Origin of the sequence: Oceanispirochaeta crateris (genome assembly GCF_008329965.1) — a bacterium.
GTDB classification, from domain to species: Bacteria; Spirochaetota; Spirochaetia; order DSM-2461; family DSM-2461; genus Oceanispirochaeta; species Oceanispirochaeta crateris.
Genome location: NZ_CP036150.1, coordinates 31,703 through 48,860, shown reverse-complemented (window position 1 = coordinate 48,860; position 17,158 = coordinate 31,703). Strand labels below are relative to the sequence as shown.

Here is a 17,158-nt window from a genome sequence, read left to right as displayed (position 1 = left end):
CTGTATCCCAGGGTATATTTCAAGCAAGTACTTTTTTTAAGACCTTGGAGACCTTCTCGTTGTTGAAGGGTTTTACAATCCATCCTGTGGCTCCCAGTTCACGTCCTTTTTCCATGACAGACTGCTGAGACTCCGTGGTAAGAACCAAAATGGGTGTGAATTTATGCTTCTCCGTCTTCCTGACCTCACTGATCATAGTCAAGCCGTCCATAACGGGCATATTGACATCTGTCAGAATCAGATCCGCATCGTTTTCACTAAGGACTTCCAATCCTTCCTGACCATTTTGTCCTTCAAGAACAGAATACCCCTCTTCTTTTAAGAAAAACTTGAGGGATTCCCTGACAGCTCTTGAATCATCTACAACCATAACTGTTTTCATATGAATCTCCATTTATTATACATAGGAGGAGATTAAAGAATTTATTAAAAAACATGAAGTAAACTGAGAGATGTTACTGTTACAGATGCCGGGAAGGGATTCAGTGTTTTCCTAATGCCAGCAGCCTAGAGATAGACTGAAAGAGGGCCTCTTCTGAAATTGGTTTTGTTATGACATCATTGATTCCTGCCGCTTCAAAACGTTCGAGGTCTTCCTTGTGAGAGTAGGCTGTCACCGCAACGATCGGCAGATCGTCATACTGACCCATGCTTCTGACCTCCTTGAGGACTTCATATCCACTCTTTTTAGGCAATCCCATATCCAACAGGATAAGATCCGGCTGTGAACTGTTTAATTCCTCCAGGGCCTCTTCCCCATTCATCGCCTGCAAAACCTCCCATCCTCTGGATTCCAGGATCTGTTCCAGAAGGTACTGGTTGATCGTATCATCTTCTACCACCAGTATAAGGGGCGGTCTTTCTAAAGGAAGGATGTCTTTACTCTGTTGATCAGTTTTCCCCGGCTCTTCTTTCTGACGGGGTAAAACCAGGGTAAAACAGCTTCCTTCTCCTTCCCGGGATTCCAATTCCAAAGACCCACCCAGGGCCAGAGACAGGCTCCGGCAAATGGCCAGACCTAAACCTGTACCGTTGTGTTCCTTTGTGTAGGGAGATTCAAGTTGTATGAAAGGTTTGAATATATCCTCTATCCTGGATTCAGGAATCCCCGGCCCCTGGTCTCTTACTTCAATTTTCAGTACTTCTGTGAGGGTGCAACGCAGTGTTATGGCTCCACTAACTGAATATTTTATGGCATTAATCAAGAGGTTGCTTACAATCTGGACGAGGCGTATTTCATCGCTTACAAAAAAAGCGGGAGCATCAGGAAGTGTCCAGGACAGATCGAGTCCTTTGTTTTCTGCATGGGTTTTCTGAAGTAAACAGACCTTATTCAGACATTCATAAAGAGAGAATGAGGTATACCGGAGCTTCATGGATCCTGCGTCCAGTTGTGTATACTCAAGAATGTCCGAGATGACTGCCGATAGCTGACGGGCCGAGAATTCAGCTAAGCTATGATACATTTCCATATCATCGTCCATAGGCAGTGTGCCCATCAATTTCAGCATACCCAAAACACCGTTTAAGGGGGTGCGCATTTCATGATTGATATTGGATAGAAAATCGGATTTTGCATCATTAGCTTCTTCTGCCATATCCAGAGCTACCCGCAACTCTGCGGTTCTCTCTTGAATTTTTTGTTCCAAATCATCATTCATAGATTTCAATTGTAAAGTATTCTTCCTAAGCATAAGGTGTGTATTGACCCTGATGAGTACATCCAGATTATGAAATGGTTTGGTGATATAATCTGCAGCACCCGCATTAAATCCCCGAACTTTCTCTTCCATACCCAATAGTCCGCTTATAAAAATAATGGGTATAGAACTGGTGGTCGGATCTTTTTTCAGAATACGGCATAACTCAATACCATCGATATTGGGCAATCGAATATCTAAGAGAAACAAATCGGGAAGAACAGTTTTAGCCTGGTCGAGAGCCTCTTCAGCATGGCTACAGCTGTAGACTTCATACCCTTCCAGGACAAGAATTTCTTCTAATACATCCCGGATATTCTCGTTATCATCAACTATTAGAATTCTTGAATGATCCAATATCATAGCAAAGCCTTCCTTTCATATTTCATGATTTTAATCTCCTGCAAAAGTCAAGCTGATCCTGAACTAGATCTCGGGCTGCCTCAAAGAGAGACTCCTCATCCACGAGATCGGCTTGATTCAGTTTCCTCTGAAAATTCCGGATTAGGATGCCAGAAGATTCCAACAGGAGTTTCATATTCAGCATAAAACAATCTCCCTGAGGATACGCCTGGATTTCCCACAACAATGAAAAGACCTTCTCTTGTTGTGAGACTATCTCCGACAAAGACAGCGTTGCCGCCTCAAACTTACTACTTTGAAAAAGAAGGTCTACCAGGAGGTAGTGAAAAGATTGTAAGCTTACTTTAGAAGATTCACAGAGAGAATCCATTAGGAAAAGAAGCTGCAGATTGAAGCGCTTATCTATGAGGATAGAGAGAGGGCTTCCTGTGGGAGAACCTGCAGAGGAGCCCTTTTCGCTTGAGGAAAGGGCCATCTGTTGTTGATCCGATCTGAAATGAAACTGAGGAATATAGGATCCTTTTGTCATGGATATAATGACATCATCATTCCTTCCGGGACCTTCATAGTATTGTTTCAGCCTGTCTCTCAGGCGTTTTGCCTCCACTCTAATCCTGGGATCAATTTGCTGATCAAAGGTGGTTTCCAGACCAAAAGCATCAACGGCAATAGAAAACTCCTTGATCTGGTATCCCTGTCCAGACAGAACCTTGTTGCTCACATAGAGTAGAAAACTGCATGATCTCTTCGCCCCTCGGAACAATTTATGATTCAGCATCTTATCTAACTGTTCATGTATTTCATCAACATGATTCTGGGGATCATTCATCAGTAAAATCCTGTATTGTCCGGAGGGTTTAATCCTTATTTGTTCTTGTTCCTCTATCTATCGGCCTATGAGACTTTAACCTTCACCACCTCTTGCTCACAATTGTGTAACTTATGAAATTTTATCGACAATTCCGTATGATTTTTGGGATGGCAAGACTGGGTATAAATACTTTTTACATATAGGTATTTTATTTAACATTGACCAATTTATTGCCATATATCATTTTAAAATTTTAATCTTTTGTTTTTTACCTTTTTGTAATATTCAGGTACAACAATTGCTTACTAATTTTCAACTTAATCAATTGGAGTACATAATAAATATGAACAAATTATCCTTCAAAAAAGGAGGTCTTACGGCCCTCCTTCTGCTCATGCCCCTCTCTGGAATTTGGGCAGACGGTGATGACCTGAGTGAAGTCATAGCCGGACTGGATACCTTCTGGGTTTTAATGGCTGCTTTCATGGTCTTTTTCATGCAGGCCGGTTTCGGAATGGTAGAAGCAGGTTTTATCAGAGCCAAGAATACAACGAATATTCTGACCAAGAACTTTTTGGATTTTTGTATGGCTTCTCTGGGATTCTTCGTCTTTGGCTATGCCCTTATGTTTGGAAAGGGGAACGGATTCCTGGGACTCAGTGGCTGGTTCCTCATAGGAGCGGAGAGTGCGGCGGATGTTCCTCTTTTTGCCTTCTGGCTATTTCAGGCAGCCTTTTGTGGTGCCGCGGCGACAATTGTTGCCGGAGGAATGGCTGAGAGGATGAAATTTCAGGCCTACCTTATCTACTCGTTCCTAATTTCAGCCTTCATCTATCCCGTTATCGGCCATTGGGTCTGGGGAGGCGGTTGGCTGGCATCCATCGGTTTCAACGACTTTGCTGGGTCTGGAGTTGTCCATACAACCGGTGGTGTTGCCGCCCTGATAGGAACAATCCTTCTCAAACCCCGCATGGGAAAGTACAGACCCGACGGAACCATCAAAATGATTGCCGGTCACAACATTCCCCTGGCTTCATTGGGTGTATTCATCCTCTGGTTTGGCTGGTTTGGATTTAACCCGGGGTCTACACTCTCTGTGGGCGATGGAAATCTCATAGCCAGAATTGCCATCAATACCAACCTTGCCGCCGCTGCTGGTGGAATCACCGCGATGATCACCATTTGGATGGTTTCAGGGAAACCTGACCTTTCCATGGCACTCAATGGAGCCTTGGCGGGGTTGGTGGCCGTGACCGCACCCTGTGCTTTCATAGATCCCTGGGCAGCCATCGTGATTGGAGCCATTGGAGGGATAATTGTCGTTCTAGCGTCTATCGGACTTGATAAAATCAGGATTGATGACCCTGTTGGTGCGTTTCCAGTCCATGGAGTGAACGGGATATGGGGAACGATCTCCATTGGTATCTTTGGAAAATCAGCCTTGGGCCTCCCCTCAGATGGTCTGCTGTATGGAGGTGGATTTTCCCAACTTGGAATTCAACTTTTGGGCATCATCGCCATCATTTCCTTCGTCCTGGTCACAATGGGAACGATTTTCAAGGTTATAGATCTGACCATAGGCCTCCGGGTGTCCAAGGATGAAGAAAATCTTGGCCTGGATATTGGAGAACACGGATTGGAATCATATACGGGATTCCAGATAATAGAATAAGGGAGACAAACTATGTTTATAATTACCGCTTTGGTTCAACCGCAAAAATTTGAAGATGTTAAAAAGGCTCTATTTGAAGCTGATGTTCATAAAATGACAGTGACTTCAGCCAAGGGATGCGGCCAGCAGAAAGGATATGATGAGTCTTTTAGAGGTGTTCATTCTGAAATCGTTCTCAGAAACAAACTCCAGATAGAAATTGCCGTCAACCAAGAGTTTTTAGAACCTACCATCGATGCCATTATAAAGGGAGCGCGGACGGGTAACATCGGGGATGGAAAGATCTTTGTCACCGAGTTAAAGGAGTGCGTCCGTATCAGAACCGGAGAAAGAGGTCAGGACGCCATTGGTTAGTTAATAAGGAAAGTGTCAGATGCCCTTCCCTACGGCAGGGCATCCATCCCTTAGTGTGCACAAACTTCACAAAATCTGTCGGGAATTATGTTTTTCATCATCAAGAAACCATAGATTTTACAACCCGCACAAAATCCAAAAACCCCTTCCAAGAATGAAAAAATACCCAATATAGAGATGATCCCCAAGCTTAAGCTCACTGCGCCGGCCATGAAGGCAATGAGAGTGGACGCGGTCAAAACCACACCAATCCCGGCGGCAAATCTCTTAGGGGAGAAGAAGATAGGTTTTTCTTTGAGGCCAAATATTTTGGCCAGAAGGACTGCCACCTGAGCCAGGATGCTGAATCGGGGCCGTCCTGCGGCACGGATCATAAAATCCAACAGTAAAAATGCAGGAATAACAGCTTGTCTTAGGAGAATATAAACAATAGAGAGGAGAAATACCTGCCCTCCTACCAGCCGTACCACATTAGAATTTACTTTTTGGGGAATGCTTAAAATATTCATGCCTAGTAATATAGTAGGTTTACTAGTATTTATCAATATATATTATCTTATTTATAATATTTTCATTCTCCGTCCTTCATCGCCTCTTCAATGGTAGCAAATATTTTTCCGGGAGCTTTTCCTATTTTGACTCCTGCATCAAGGATTTTTGAAATGCCTTTCCCTAATCCCGTCATGAGAGCAGAGATACTCCTGCCTTCGCGGGAAAAAATCCTCACATAGCCGCGGTCATTGTCCATAAACACATCAGATTTGTCTGAGCTTTGCACTTCCTGATAGGACATGGAATAATAAAAACTTCCAAAGGGTTCACTCTTGAGCCTGGTGGGCCTGTTTTCCATCATCTGTTTTTGACCGCCCATATTCATCGCTGCGACAGTACCCAAATACTCTGCCCAGTGCCAGAGGCCTGTAGGCCATCCGGGGGGTGTCTGAACAACATCGCCTGCCGCATATATTCCGGGAATTTCAGTCTGGCAATACAGGTCTGTAGGCACACCAGTCTGAGCATAGATTCCCAGGTCTTCCGCCAGCACAGGATTTCCACAAATGCCTGTGGAAGAGAGAATCATATCCCCATGGAACTGTTGATTGTCACATTTCATGGTATACCCCTCCCCTTCTTTACCGATTTCACAGGGAGACTGTCCGAAAATACAACGGACACCCTTTTGTTCTAGCAGCGCCAGAAGTCTGGCTGATTGAGATTCATCCAACCAACGCTTCATCAACCTGTCATCCCGGCCGATGAGGGTCACAGTCAGCCCCAAGCGGGAACACTGCTCCGCCAGCTCCACCCCTTCTACGCCCTGTCCCAGAACCAGAACGTCTTTGCATTGAAGCAGCTTGGCTCTGATAGATTCTGTATCCCGGGCAGTTCTCAGATGACTTAACCATTGATGGCCCGGTATGGACAACTCTTTTGGTACGGCACCGGTAGCCAGGAGAAGAGTCCCCCAGAAATATTTCTTATCATCCGCACAACGAAGGGACTTTTCTTTACTATCGATGCTTTGAGCCGGAGAGTCCAATAGATCAATACACTGTTCCTGAAACCAAGCCCTCTTTTCCAAAGCAAAATCATCGGTGTCAAAACCCCTAGCTAGAAATTTGGTTAAATGGGTTCTTTTATAAGGAAGCCTGTCTTCTCCGTTTATAATGAGAATTGCTGCGTCTTTCTGTATCTCTCTTAATACAGTAGCCGCCGTTAGTCCCGCTTTGGAGGCTCCAATGATGATATAATCGTAATAGGATATGGATTTTTTCATGAGTATCATTCTAAGAAATAGACCTGAAGAAAACCAGCTTTTTTTCATAATTGACCATATGATAAGGGAATCATCAGCCTTTAAACCAAAGAGAAAAGATCCCTCTTTTGGCCTATCCCTAGCTTCTTGTATCTTGACATTTCTCAATAAAGTGTCAATATAAAGGCAGTATTCTGGAGCATACGCTCTCTGAACGGACCCTGACAGTCCAACGCAACAAAGATTAAGGATGGAATATGCAGAAGGTAATCCTACAAGAAAATGCCCGAATCGGAATCATTAACAGAGGTGAGGCAGCCCTGCGTTTTATAAGAGCTGTCAAAGAGTATAACAGCCTCCATGGAACTGATTTAAAGACAGTCGCTTTCTATATAGAAGCGGAAATGGATGCTCCCTTTGTCAAAATGGCAGATGATGTTCTTCTGTTGTCAGACTTAGCCGAATATCCGGGCAAACAGAAATCACCCTATCTTGATCATGAACTGATGATTCAGGGTATACAAAAAATGAAATGTAACGCCCTTTGGGTCGGCTGGGGATTCGTCTCAGAAGATGCCCCCTTTATAGAAAAAATAGAAGCCCTCGGCCTGTCCTTTCTGGGTCCGGGAAGTGAAGCCATGGCCCTTTTGGGTGATAAAATCCAGGCCAAAGACCTGGCTGAAAAGGCGGATGTTCCCATCCTTCCCTGGAGTCGGAAAGCCGTCAAAGACCTGGCTGATGCGGAGAAGATTTCTCAGAAGATCGGTTATCCCGTCATTGTAAAGGCTTCAAATGCAGGCGGCGGCCGGGGAATCCGTTTTGTCAGAACCCCGGAAGAGCTGGCTACCCAGTTCAAATCGGCACAGGAAGAAACCCTCCGGATCACAGGCAATGACATCGTCTTCATCGAGGCTCTTGTAGAAAAAGGGCGTCATTTGGAAGTTCAATGCCTCGCCGACAGCCATGGAACAGTCAACACTTTTGGTGTTAGAGACTGCTCAGCCCAACGTAAAAACCAGAAAATCATCGAAGAAACTCCACCTGTAGGACTCCCCGAAACCATGTTAAAAGACATGGAAAAAGCCGCGGAAAGACTGATTACGGCAGCAGAATATGTGGGAGCCGGTACAGTAGAATACCTCTTTGACTTGAAACGAAATGAGTACTACTTCATGGAAGTCAACACCCGGCTTCAGGTAGAACACCCTATCACAGAGACTCTCTACAGCGTCGATCTTGTGAAAGGACAGATAGACGTTGCCAGGGGATTAAAGGTTGACCTTCGGGACAGAAAACCCAACGGAGCCGTTGCGGAAGTCCGGCTCAATGCTGAAGACCCAGACAGAGACTTCAGCCCTGCACCGGGGTATGTGAAGCTGTTCAGGGCTCCCGCCGGCCCTGGTATCCGCGTGGATTCCGGAATAGAAGAAGGAAGTGAAATTCCATCTGACTTTGATTCCATGGTTGCCAAAATCATTGCCCATGGCCCCACCCGTCCAGAAGCCCTGGCTCGGCTGGAGCAGGCCCTGAATTCACTAAAAATCAATATACATAATGGAACAACAAACAGAGCCTTTCTCCTGGAACTCCTGAGTCTGCCCCAAATAAAACAGGGAGGAATCCACACTGGTTTTGTTGAGGAACTTCTGGAAACAAGAACGGCTCAAGTTCACGTGGAAAAAACAAGAGCCGCCTTACTGGCAGCTGCGGTAGAACTCTATCTTACCCAATTCCGCACGGATTATATGAACTTTGAAGAAGAAATCAACCGTATCGGCAGGCCCAGGACCCTCTCAGACGCCAAGGGATATGAAATAATCCTGTCTAACAACGGCAACAGCTATAAATTTCAGGTTCGCTGTGTGGCAAATAGCTCCTATCATATTAACTATGAGGGAGAGGATCTGATTTGCACCTATATGAAAGGGAATCAGGAATCTCTCCTGATATTTCAGGAAAAACGTTACAACATCCTGATGGTGAACAGAGCGGACATGCTTCAATGCGAAGTGGATGGGTTTCCTGTGATGCTTGAAAGTGAATCCGGAGGATATGTCAAGTCTCCCTCTCCAGCCATAGTCCTTTCCATACAGGCAAAAACAGGAGACAAAGTAAAAAAAGGGGATGTCCTGGTTGTCCTGGAAGCCATGAAGATGGAAATGCTGGTAGAATCTCCCGCAGATGGAATCGTCAGTGAGATCTGCATCTCAGGAGGAGCCCAGATTACGGCGGGACAGCCTCTGGTTCTTTTGGATATCAAGGATCAGGAACAGCAGAACGAGGTCTCAGGTTCTGAACCGGTAAACTTTCCTCTAGAAAGCGAAACAGTAGAGGATAAAACTAAGAGGATATTGGCAGAACTGGACGCACTATTTAGAGGATATGACTATGGGGAGTCCGCCAAAGGAAACTTTCAGGAGATACTCAACCACCTGGATGAAAATCCTGGAGAGAGTCCCAAAGTGGTTTCAGAGGTTCTCAGAATCATGGCCAGCTTCTGTGCGGTGGAAAAGCTCTTTACAACCATAGAAATCAATTCAGACAGCTATGCCCGGCCCGTCAGCTACCAGGAAATGTTGACACATTACTTCCTCAGACATGAGGAAAAGAAGAAGGGTCTCCCCCAAATATTTGTTGATGACCTTGAGACCTGTACCGGTTTTTACCACAAGGAAGAAGCCACGCAGGATGAGAAGAACCGGGCCCTTTATAGGATATTTCAGTCCCATGGAAGGTTAAGCAAGAAACTGGAAGTTTTGAAAAGGATCTTCTTCTCCCTTCAGAACATGGAGCTGACCTCCCAGGACCGTAGCCGATTGTCCGTACTGATCAGTCAGATTATCGAACTCACCCAAACCAAAGACCTTTCCACCGCCGATGCGGCCCTCTTTGCCCGATACAAGATCATCGATGCATTGACAGTATCACAAATGAGAGAACGTCAGAGTCAGGCAATTGAAAGCATGCTCAGAGAACTCACAGAAAACGGATCGTCTAAGAGTAAGATTTCAGAAGACATGCAGACGATCATCGACTCCTCAGCGGAGATCATGGATAGACTCTGCGAACTGGCCCTGAGCGATGATGACACGGGAAGAGCCTTGGGTATGGAGGCCCTGGGCAGGCGGATGAACAGAGATAGAGAGTTTATCACAGGCAAACTCCTGAAATCCGGCACATACTGGGGATACTACTGCGAGAGCCGAAATCTGGATCTGGATATCGTTCATAAGAATATAACCACAGTCATCAGAGATTCAGACCTTTGTGACAGCTTGATCAGGGACATTGCCGATCTGGGGAAACACAGTGGAATCAAGATAAACTGTCTGATTATTTCACAGAAACCCGCCGATACAGACTATCTGAATAAGGCTCCCTGGCTAACAGATGAAAGAGTCCTGGCTTTCCGTCTGGGATGGTTCTGTCCCACAGAAAGCAAATTCTACCGCTCCTATGAAATCACAGCAGAGGGATGGGTTGAACAAAAGCTCTACAGAGGATTCAATCCCCTGGAATTCAGGGAACTGAGAGTCATTCGTCTGCAGAATTTTGATCATAAGATCCTCTATAAGTCGGATACGGTGACCCTCTTAGAATCGACAGAAAAAAGCAATCCGAAGGATAAGAGGCTCTTTGCCCTGGGCAGTTTTTCAGACCCGAAACCGGAATGGTCAAATGCTTCCATTAGCCGGATGGTCATGTTTGAGTCGGTCTTTATGGACTGCGTCTATGCCATGAGATCTGTCCAGGCCCGGTATAAATTCCGCCTCCAATGGAACAGGATCATCCTTCATAACCGCTCACTCCAAAACCTGAAGCTAATACAAATGCAGGAATACGGACAGAAGATCCTGCCCATGACCCATGATTTAGGCCTTGAAAAGATAGTGGTTTACACCCGACGAAAACGTTGGAGCGAAGACGCCATCAGGGAACTGGAACTCATCATGTCCAACATGTCCCAGGACCAGTTCACCATGCGTTCTCGAAAACCACAATCCAACAATCTGCTCACCCAGGACCTCTACACAAGCAAGGTTGTGCGGGCCCGTCAGCGGAACATGGTTTATCCCTATGAGTTTATCAAGATGATCACCTATGCGGGACTCCCCCTGTACAAGGGATTTCCCCGGGGTGACTTTGAAGAGTATGATATCAAAATCAACAGTGACGGAACCCAGAGTCCTGTGTCAGTGAAAGACCGGAACTATGGCGAAAATGAGTCCAACATGATTTTCGGACTGATCCGTCACCCTCATATAGACCAAACAACAACCCTCGAAAGGGTCATCATCCTCTCTGATCCCACAAAGGACCTTGGTTCTCTGTCAGAACCGGAATGCAGGAGGGTCATAGCCGCCCTGGACCTGGCCGAAGAAAAGGATATTCCCGTAGAATGGCTTCCCATCTCTTCGGGTGCCAAAATAGATATGAAAACCGGCACAGAAAACCTGGACTGGACGGCATCGGCCCTCAAACGGATCATCAATTTTACCCAAAATGGAGGCGAAATCAATATCATCGTTCCGGGGGTCAATGTTGGAGCCCAATCCTACTGGAATGCCGAAGCAACGATGCTGATGCACACCCGGGGACTTCTGATTATGACAGATGAGGCCTCTATGCTCCTCACGGGAAAAAGGGCTTTGGATTTTTCCGGTTCAGTATCGGGAGAAACCAATCTGGATATTGGAGGAGCTGAGAAGATTATGGGTCCCAATGGGCAATCTCAGATCAGAGCCCGCAACTTGGCAGAAGCCTACAGCATCCTCTTAAACCACTATGCCTACACGTATAAAATAGCCGGAACAAAGCATCCCCCCCGGACAAAAACGGATGATCCCAGAGACAGGGATATTACCAAGGACAAATACAATGACTTTCTGGATCAGGGATTCAAGACCATCGGTGATATATTCAGCATGGAGAAGAATCCGGAAAGGAAAAAGCCCTTTGATATCCGTCAGGTCATGGAGTCTATCATAGACCGAGATGCCGGATATTTTGAGCGGTGGCAGAGGATGAAAGATGCGGATACTTCGATCATCTGGGAAACCAGAGTGGGTGGTATCGCCACAGGAATGATCGGCATAGAAAGCCGCCCACTAAACAGAATGGGGGCCATTCCACATGATGGACCAGAAAACTGGACAGGTGGTACTCTCTTCCCCCAGTCCTCCAGAAAGGTCGCCCGTGGAATTAATGCTTTTTCAGGAAGGATGCCTTTAATGATTCTGGCCAATCTTTCAGGTTTTGACGGTTCCCCCGAGAGCCTCCGCAACCTCCAGCTGGAATACGGAGCGGAAATCGGACGCGCCATCGTCAACTTCAAGGGACCCATTGCCTTCCTAGTGGTGGCACGGTATCACGGCGGGGCCTACGTGGTCTTCTCCAAAGCGCTGAATCCCAACCTCAGGGCAGCCGCTCTGGAAGGCTCCTTTGCTTCCGTTTTGGGTGGAGCTCCCGCCGCGGCAGTTGTCTTTCCAAGGGAAGTACAAAAAGAGACATTCTCTGATCCTAGAATAGCCGAATGCGTCGAACAATTGAACAAGAAGAACTGTTCACAGAAAGAGTATGATGAACTCTACAGTTCTATCTACAATGAGAAGCAAACCGCTTTAGGACAAAAGTTTGACCAGATTCATTCGGTAAACAGAGCAAAAGAGGTGGGTTCAATCGACGATATTGTCAACCCGAAAGACATCAGGCCCTACCTGATTCAAACAATAGAAGAGGGCATGAAGCTCTGACTTTTAAATAGTTTCTCAAATCCCCGGTTTTTATCCCTGCCGGGGATTTTTTTATGAAGATTTTGACCTACAACAAAACACGTAAGGTGAATATACTAAGATTATGGTAAAAGGGTATAAAAAAGAAAAAGCTGCGTCACGACCTGTCATTAAAATGCCTCCCCGGGCGGCATTTTCAATGATCAGCAACTATATTGGTAGAAAGATATCCGAGCAAGCCAGAGCTTTGGCTTTTATAGTGGCGTATCTCCTTGTATTTCAACTCCTGGTTGTCAGATCACCCGAAGCATTCAGTCTCCAGAATCTCCTCGGGATAATCATGGTAGTATTGGGACTCGCCTTCTTTATGGAGGGCCTCGCTCTCGGGCTTATGCCCCTGGGTGAATATGTGGGACTCAAGCTTCCTGTCAAAGTCAGACTCTATCAGATAATATTCTTCGGCCTCATCGTGGGATTTATATCAACTCTGGCAGAACCGGCAATAAGCACCTTGCGTTCTGCAGGGCGCGGAGTCACTCCTTGGGAAAATCCATTGCTCTATTCTCTTCTTGGCATTTATCAGGAAGGATTCATAGCTTCCGTGGGAGGAGGAGTCGCTCTGGCAGTTGCTCTCAGCCTGTACAGGTATCATAAGGGCATATCCCTAAAACCTTTCATTTTAATATCCGTGCCGATCCTTCTGGCACTAACACTTCTATTTTCACTCAACCCTCAGCTTCGTGCTGTTATAGGCCTGGCCTGGGACACTGGAGCGGTCACTACAGGACCTGTCACAGTACCTCTTGTCCTGGCCCTGGGTATCGGAGTATCCAGAGCCTCAGGGGATAGGCAGGGATCTACCGGAGGCTTTGGAAGTATTGCGATGGCTTCACTCCTTCCAATTTTGGGAGTCATGATCTTCTCATTAGCTCTTTTTTTTACATTGCCTTCAGAAATGGAGGAAGCAGAGTTTTTCTCAATAGAGAACAGAACAGATGCTGTTAAGATGCTAGAGGGAGAGAAGGCCCTTGAATCCTTTGCCTTTGAGAAGGGAACCCAGGAAGCCAGGGCCGCTTTCTACGGGAATGAAGAGGAGTATATAGCCGCCCTCAAAGAGCTATCCGATGGCGATAAAAACCAGATTCTCTCTGAAATGAGTCCGGACATATGGTGGGCATTACGGGCGTCTGAGAGTGAAAAAAAGGTCTTAGGAATAAGCACGGAAAATATAGTCCCCGATGCAGTACAGATACCAACCACTATATCCGAAGTTATTAAAAATGAGACAACCATGGCTATACGAGCCATCATTCCTCTAATAGGGATACTTTTGGCAGTAGTTCTGCTGATTCTCAGAGAGTATCCCCGCCACATCGACGAATTTATCCTTGGTATAGTCATCACAATACTGGGTATGATTCTACTGACAACAGGGCTCAGATATGGCCTTGTCCCCTTGGGTGATACAGTGGGTCAGCAGCTCCCACGAGTTTATGAAGCCCAGGAAAATGAAAAGATCATTGAGATACCCAATTTTGATCTTTCACTGATTCAGAAGGCTGTAGACACTGATGGAAATAAGTCTGAAATATTTGCTTTTATGAATGCATCTGGAGAAATACAGCATGTCCCCTTTATTTCCAGACAATACAACAAACAGAGCGGTGTATATACCCATGTAAGAAGAACTCCCATTCTTTTTACAGGAAGAATGACCAAAATGGGAATGATCTTTGTCCTCCTCTTTGCATTTGGCCTTGGTTATGGTTCAACCTTGGCAGAGCCTGCCCTAAATGCTCTTGGAAAAAATGTTGAAGAAATTACAGTCGGAACAGTCTCAAAAACAGGAGTTATCAGAGCTGTTTCTATTGGAGTAGGCCTGGGGCTGATGATTGGTGTTTTGAGAATCATATACAATATACCCATGGCCTGGCTTCTCATCCCTGCTTATCTCCTTCTTATTCTACTGACAATATTCAGTAGTAAAGAATTTACAGGAATTGCCTGGGACAGCGGCGGAGTCACCACTGGACCTATAACAGTACCTCTAGTCCTCTCTCTCGGGCTAGGAATAGGCGGAGCAATGGGAAAGGCTGACGGATTTGGCATCCTTGCTTTAGCCTCAGTATTTCCTATCCTATCGGTCCAGATCTATGGTTTTATGCTTTCACTCAAACGTAATAAATCAATGGCCGCGGTTGAACAGGAGAGTACAAATGAATCAAAATAATACACGCATTACCTGCAGCCTACATTTTAGCCTGAGAGAAACGATGCAAAACCTTCTATCCGAAAAACCATCTCTCTCAGTATTCTTTGAGTCCTGTCGTACTGTCCGGAGACAAGATAGGAAGAGAAAGCTCTCCTTCCCTGGCCAAAAAAAGATCCCTGTTGAATGGCCAGGAGACCGATACTACATCACCACAGAGAGCAGTAAAGCAGAGGCCCTGGCTGCAGAAATATATGAGAAAGTAGGTCTTGATATCCCGGGACACGGCAGTTTGCTGATGCAGGATATTTCTGTTTATGAAGGCAGGAATGAAGAGAATCCTGCCGAAGAGTTTAAAGCCTGTAAACATCAAATGTCCCAGATAACTGCAATTTTGTCACTCCCAAAAGCAGGAGACCAGCTTGCTGCTATCGCCTTAGACTATGGTCTAGGGGTGCCCGTAGTGTCTCTGGGAGAAGGAACTGGACTAAGAGATTCTCTGGGACTTCTGCGTATTACAATTCCCCCGCAAAAAGAGATTGTGCACTTAGTGGTCTCCCGGTACGATTCAGACAATATTCTGAAAATACTCATTGAACATGGTGATATAGACCGGCCCGGAGGCGGTTTTGTGTATACAACACCTGTATGTTCGGCACATCTTGACAATAAAATGGTCATTGGTAGACAGGCTCATTCTGCCAGTATAGATCAGATGATTGCAGCCATTGACGAGCTTAAAGGAGATACTGGCTGGCGGAAAAGAAGTCTGGAAGTCAAAAAAGGTCGTGTCAGGTTTACTCGCAAACAGAAGGAAATTACAGTGTACTGTCCTGAAGGCTCTGCTGGAAACATAGCCGATTGTGCTATGAATGCAGGAGCAAAAGGGGCGACTCTTTCAAGGGTTCAACATCTGGCACAGGGAGAAAAGAGCGGTAATACTGCGGCATGGGAGCGCGTAGTAGCACTTGTCCCAGAGAAGATCTCAGACAGCATCACCGATAAAATTTTCCAGTACGGTATTGAAAATCCAGGCAAGGTTCTGACGATTGAAACATTAGAAGTACAGGCTGCTTTTTCTCACGCATGATATACTTTTTTTATAAAACGTATCCAGAGGAAAGACCATGAAACGTACAATCATCAAAAATGCATCAGCCATTGTCAGCTGTGATTCCAAAGACCGTGTGTATAAAGACTGTGATATTCTCATTCAGGGACCGGAAATTATGGAAATTGGAAAAGGATTGGCAGATCCCGATGCCGAAATCATATCCGCTCAGGGTAAATTCATATACCCGGGTCTTGTGAATACTCACCACCATTTTTTCCAGACATTTGCCCGGAACCTGATGGCTGTGGACTATCCCAATATCACGGTCATCCAATGGCTGGATGAGATTTACGAAATATTTAAAATGATAGATTCTGACGCAATCTACTACTCCTCACTTGCGGCCATGACAGATCTGATAAAGCATGGCTGTACAACAGCCTTTGACCACCAGTACTGTTTTCCAAATACAACAGACAAGAAACTAGTTGACCGTCAGATGGAAGCGGCGTCCCTTCTGGGCATCCGTTTTCACGCTGGTCGGGGAGCCAATACTCTCCCCAGAGAAAAGGGCAGCACTATACCATCCTCAATGCTTGAAACCACAGATGAATTTCTTTCTGACTGTGAGAGGCTGATTGATCTGTATCATAATCCTGCTCCCTTCAGCATGAGCCAGATTGTGATAGCCCCCTGCCAGCCGGTGAACTGCTACAAAGAGACTTTTATTGAGTCCGCCGCCCTGGGCAGAGACAAGTCTGTACTCCTTCACACCCATCTGGGAGAAGGAGAAAATGAACTAATGGTTCAGAGATGGGGAAAAAGGACTTTGGATTGGTGTGAAGAGATTGGATTTATCGGAGAAGATGTCTGGTATGCACACGGATGGGAACTTCTTCCCCAAGAGTATAAGACAATGGCTGACAGTAAAACAGGCCTGTCACACTGCCCTGCTCCGGCAACACTGGGAGGATTTCCCATCATTGACATTCCTGGAATGCGGAGAGCCGGAATGAAATTGAGTCTGGGTTGTGATGGCTCTGCCACAAACGACAGTTCCAACCTTCTAGACAGCCTGCGGATGGCCTATCTGATGCAGTGTTTTCACAGTAAAGAGCGGGGCGGTAGCCCTTCCCCTTACCAGATGCTTAAAATGGCTAGTATTGAGGGAGCAAAAATGATGGGAAGAAACGACTTTGGCAGTCTGGCAGAAGGGAAGGCCGCAGACCTCTTCATGGTAGATGTCTCCCGCCTGGAAATGGCCGGAACAACCCATGATCCGGCAAACCTCCTAGCCAGGGCGGGTGTGACCGGAGAAGTCTATCTCACAATGATTAACGGGAAAGTGGTTTTCAAAGAGGGTGAACTCACCGGAATAGACGAAAAACATCTTTTCAATGCAGCAGAAAAAGCATGTAACAGCTCTATCCGGGACCGATGTGCAGTCTATGGGAAAAACATACTATAAGCAGGGCAGGAATGCCTTTTTGATCTGACGAGTCTTTCC

General features: G+C 45.9%; 11 protein-coding genes. 6 read left to right on the top strand and 5 right to left on the bottom strand.

The window, feature by feature from the left end; translation table 11 throughout:
* Nucleotides 1-19: 19 nt before the first annotated feature.
* The 3 genes from EXM22_RS00190 to EXM22_RS00180 all read right to left on the bottom strand — a co-directional run bounded on the left by EXM22_RS00190 (nt 20) and on the right by EXM22_RS00180 (nt 2,892).
* A complete protein-coding gene (locus EXM22_RS00190) occupies nt 20-382 on the bottom strand; it encodes a response regulator (protein ID WP_246157046.1) in 363 nt (120 codons plus the stop codon).
* A 100-nt stretch (nt 383-482) separates the two neighbouring features.
* Nucleotides 483-2,063 (bottom strand): response regulator, encoded by a 1,581-nt coding sequence (locus EXM22_RS00185; protein WP_149484566.1) that lies wholly within the window; start codon nt 2,061-2,063, stop codon nt 483-485.
* Nucleotides 2,064-2,085: 22 nt separating this feature from the next.
* Nucleotides 2,086-2,892 carry a hypothetical protein gene (locus EXM22_RS00180; RefSeq protein ID WP_149484565.1) on the bottom strand — a complete coding sequence of 269 codons (807 nt, stop codon included), beginning with the start codon at nt 2,890-2,892 and terminating at the stop codon, nt 2,086-2,088.
* A gap of 325 nt (nt 2,893-3,217) precedes the next feature.
* On the opposite strand from EXM22_RS00180, the gene EXM22_RS00175 reads away from it, so the two are divergent.
* Both EXM22_RS00175 and EXM22_RS00170 read left to right on the top strand, forming a co-directional pair.
* Complete coding sequence (locus EXM22_RS00175) at nt 3,218-4,546, top strand: ammonium transporter (protein ID WP_149484564.1); 1,329 nt, start codon at nt 3,218-3,220, stop codon at nt 4,544-4,546.
* Between the two features lie 12 nt (nt 4,547-4,558).
* The gene (locus tag EXM22_RS00170; protein WP_149484563.1) at nt 4,559-4,900 is read left to right on the top strand and encodes a P-II family nitrogen regulator; all 342 of its coding nucleotides are present in this window, start codon (nt 4,559-4,561) and stop codon (nt 4,898-4,900) included.
* A 50-nt stretch (nt 4,901-4,950) separates the two neighbouring features.
* Here EXM22_RS00170 and EXM22_RS00165 read toward each other — a convergent pair whose 3' ends face one another.
* A complete protein-coding gene (locus EXM22_RS00165) occupies nt 4,951-5,409 on the bottom strand; it encodes a DUF4395 domain-containing protein (protein WP_149484562.1) in 459 nt (152 codons plus the stop codon).
* Between the two features lie 62 nt (nt 5,410-5,471).
* Nucleotides 5,472-6,677 (bottom strand): NAD(P)/FAD-dependent oxidoreductase, encoded by a 1,206-nt coding sequence (locus tag EXM22_RS00160; RefSeq protein ID WP_168203252.1) that lies wholly within the window; start codon nt 6,675-6,677, stop codon nt 5,472-5,474.
* A 236-nt stretch (nt 6,678-6,913) separates the two neighbouring features.
* On the opposite strand from EXM22_RS00160, the gene EXM22_RS00155 reads away from it, so the two are divergent.
* The 4 genes from EXM22_RS00155 to EXM22_RS00140 all read left to right on the top strand — a co-directional run bounded on the left by EXM22_RS00155 (nt 6,914) and on the right by EXM22_RS00140 (nt 17,119).
* Nucleotides 6,914-12,409 (top strand): ATP-binding protein, encoded by a 5,496-nt coding sequence (locus EXM22_RS00155; protein WP_149484560.1) that lies wholly within the window; start codon nt 6,914-6,916, stop codon nt 12,407-12,409.
* 103 nt (nt 12,410-12,512) lie between these two features.
* A complete protein-coding gene (locus tag EXM22_RS00150) occupies nt 12,513-14,618 on the top strand; it encodes a DUF1538 domain-containing protein (protein WP_149484559.1) in 2,106 nt (701 codons plus the stop codon).
* Nucleotides 14,605-15,687, top strand: coding sequence for a hypothetical protein (locus EXM22_RS00145; RefSeq protein ID WP_149484558.1), 1,083 nt, complete (start codon nt 14,605-14,607; stop codon nt 15,685-15,687). Before EXM22_RS00150 ends, EXM22_RS00145 begins: the two co-directional genes overlap by 14 nt.
* 37 nt (nt 15,688-15,724) lie before the next feature.
* A complete protein-coding gene (locus tag EXM22_RS00140; protein WP_149484557.1) occupies nt 15,725-17,119 on the top strand; it encodes an amidohydrolase in 1,395 nt (464 codons plus the stop codon).
* Nucleotides 17,120-17,158: the final 39 nt, after the last annotated feature.

Coding starts and splice junctions, on each gene's coding strand:
- EXM22_RS00165 (WP_149484562.1), bottom strand. CDS start 5,409: ATGAATATTTTAAGCATTCCCCAAAAAGTAAATTCTAATGTGGTACGG.
- EXM22_RS00175 (WP_149484564.1), top strand. CDS start 3,218: ATGAACAAATTATCCTTCAAAAAAGGAGGTCTTACGGCCCTCCTTCTG.
- EXM22_RS00190 (WP_246157046.1), bottom strand. CDS start 382: ATGAAAACAGTTATGGTTGTAGATGATTCAAGAGCTGTCAGGGAATCC.
- EXM22_RS00170 (WP_149484563.1), top strand. CDS start 4,559: ATGTTTATAATTACCGCTTTGGTTCAACCGCAAAAATTTGAAGATGTT.
- EXM22_RS00140 (WP_149484557.1), top strand. CDS start 15,725: ATGAAACGTACAATCATCAAAAATGCATCAGCCATTGTCAGCTGTGAT.
- EXM22_RS00160 (WP_168203252.1), bottom strand. CDS start 6,677: ATGAAAAAATCCATATCCTATTACGATTATATCATCATTGGAGCCTCC.
- EXM22_RS00150 (WP_149484559.1), top strand. CDS start 12,513: ATGGTAAAAGGGTATAAAAAAGAAAAAGCTGCGTCACGACCTGTCATT.
- EXM22_RS00180 (WP_149484565.1), bottom strand. CDS start 2,892: ATGAATGATCCCCAGAATCATGTTGATGAAATACATGAACAGTTAGAT.
- EXM22_RS00155 (WP_149484560.1), top strand. CDS start 6,914: ATGCAGAAGGTAATCCTACAAGAAAATGCCCGAATCGGAATCATTAAC.
- EXM22_RS00145 (WP_149484558.1), top strand. CDS start 14,605: ATGAATCAAAATAATACACGCATTACCTGCAGCCTACATTTTAGCCTG.
- EXM22_RS00185 (WP_149484566.1), bottom strand. CDS start 2,063: ATGATATTGGATCATTCAAGAATTCTAATAGTTGATGATAACGAGAAT.